The following is a 1,970-nucleotide window of genomic DNA, read 5'->3' as shown; positions in this document are numbered from 1 at the left end:
GCTACCTAAATCTTTTTATTACTTTACCGCACATGAGCATTTGCGCCGGGGTTATCGTTGCCGTAGCCCTCAAGCAGATTGATTGCACCCCAGATGCCAAGACCTGCGCCCAGAGCGATAACGAGAGTCTGAAGAACGGTTACTGCGCTATTGAAAAATGCCATAATATTTTCCTCCTAAAATTTGAAATTGTTTTGAGAATAGAAAAAGCCCTCCGTACTACCGGCATCAAAACCGGACGGAAGGCTTAGTTTACGAGAATCTTTTCAAGGAACTCCTCGACGGTTATCACGCCAAGTTTCTGTTCCATTCTGCTTCTTGCATATTCAGTTTCACAATCATATATATCACCACCACCTTTCATAAGAAACAGCCAATACATTGACTGCAACAAATCTTCACGAGAAGCACAGATTGTCGGTGAAAAAACGACAGGTGAAACCTTCAGAACCTCTGCGAGTTTCGCTGTGGTTTCTGCATTAGGGGTTCGAGCGTTTTTCTCATACTGAGCAATACGGACATCCGCTGTTTTCTCGGAATACCCCATCAGGAGTCCAAGCTCTTTCTGGGTAAGGCGGCGAAATCGTCTAACGAACTTCAATCGCTGCCCAATAGAGGTATCCGTGATCCACCAAGTCATTTTTTTTACACCTCGCTTTCTGCAAATTCTCGATATACAACCTCATTTTTTGCTCTGCGCTTGCCTACGGCTTCACTGGGAGCAAGGTCAGGGTAGGTTGCCTGCACTTTCTGTCTGCTTCTGCGGACAGTTTCAAACCCCGGAAAGCTGCGTCTATCCAGTTCCTTCAAAAACACAGGAACCGTCATGGCATGAATGTCGATGCCACGCAGACCGGAATAGTGTTCCAGTACCATCAGGTACAAATGATTGTCGGTATTTCTTGCCTTGTGGTCGTGTTCCAAGATGTTCTTAACCAGGGCAGATACCGTTTTCAGATTTTCCAAACAGAAACCTCCTTAATCCGCATCGACTACCACAAACTCATCACCTGCCTTGAGCTTCAACCTTCGACTCAGAAACTGCTCAATGTTGAACTCATTTCTCTTATCAAAGTCTGATGTGTACTTATAATTGGGGTGCTGCGTCAGATCGTACTTGTCAGAAAGAAACGGTCTGACACCACGCAACTGCAAAATACACTTGCTGCCATCCAGAACCGCAAGCTCATCTACGCTCGCAAGGTCTTTGCCTAACTTCTGATAATTCAAGCCGTAAGACGGGCTGTTACCTCTGGTGTTGGAGGTGTTGTAGGTGTCGATAGTTTCTTTTCCCAATGCCTGATTCAGTTCTTTGAGCGTGGTTGGCTCAGAACCACCCAGGAAAATTCGGGAATCCATGTTGCCGATGATGGTATCGGCATTGTCTTTATAAATGGCTTTCAGCTGTGATTGTGCCTGGAGAACAAGGCAAGCCGATATTTCACGGCTTCGGATTGTCGCTACCAGTTTTTCCAGATTGGGAATCTGACCGATGTTTGCCATCTCATCAATCAAGCAGCGCACATGAACCGGCAGTCTGCCGCCGTACACATCATCTGCTTTCTCGCACAACAAGTTGAACAGCTGTGTGTAAATCATGGAGATCAAAAAATTAAACGTCGCATCCGTATCTGACATAATCAGAAAGAGCGCCGTTTTCTTATCTCCGAGAGTATCCAACTGCAACTCGTCATAGGCAGTCACATCTCTGACCTCCTGAATATCAAAAGGAGCCAGACGAGCGCCGCAGGAAATCAAAATCGACTTAGCGGTCTTGCCAGAGACGAAAAGTCAAGGACTTTTTCATCAAATTCACAAAGAAGTCACATTTTGCGGACTTCCTCACGGAGCATACGCTTGATTTTGTCCTCCATTGTCTCTTTTGCGGTCTGGCTGAAATGGACACGGACGATATAGGTGGTCTTGCCGATCTGCTTTCTGACAGTCGGGCAAGTGGCGGTGTTGGTTGC

The 1,970-nt window shown here is 46.3% G+C and carries 3 protein-coding genes and 2 pseudogenes; all 5 read right to left on the bottom strand.

What is annotated here, in order from left to right:
• Positions 1-35: 35 nt before the first annotated feature.
• Positions 36-164 (bottom strand): annotated as a pseudogene (locus PGS25_RS15525) (Maff2 family mobile element protein); the annotation flags it as partial.
• Between the two features lie 83 nt (positions 165-247).
• Positions 248-640 carry a helix-turn-helix domain-containing protein gene (locus PGS25_RS15520; protein WP_002304334.1) on the bottom strand — a complete coding sequence of 131 codons (393 nt, stop codon included), beginning with the start codon at positions 638-640 and terminating at the stop codon, positions 248-250.
• A gap of 5 nt (positions 641-645) precedes the next feature.
• Positions 646-966, bottom strand: coding sequence for a hypothetical protein (locus PGS25_RS15515; protein ID WP_002304332.1), 321 nt, complete (start codon positions 964-966; stop codon positions 646-648).
• A 12-nt stretch (positions 967-978) separates the two neighbouring features.
• Positions 979-1,782: pseudogene (locus tag PGS25_RS15510) on the bottom strand (VirD4-like conjugal transfer protein, CD1115 family); the annotation flags it as partial.
• Positions 1,783-1,823: 41 nt separating this feature from the next.
• Positions 1,824-1,970 (bottom strand): transposon-encoded TnpW family protein (locus tag PGS25_RS15505; RefSeq protein WP_270419414.1); only part of this gene is annotated, 147 nt, incomplete at its 5' end.

The organism is Butyricicoccus sp. AM78-15b2TA (assembly GCF_027665985.1).
GTDB lineage: Bacteria > Bacillota > Clostridia > Oscillospirales > Butyricicoccaceae > Agathobaculum > Agathobaculum butyriciproducens.
The sequence above is the reverse complement of the archived record's forward strand: the minus strand, read 5'-3'. Positions and strand labels throughout refer to the sequence as shown.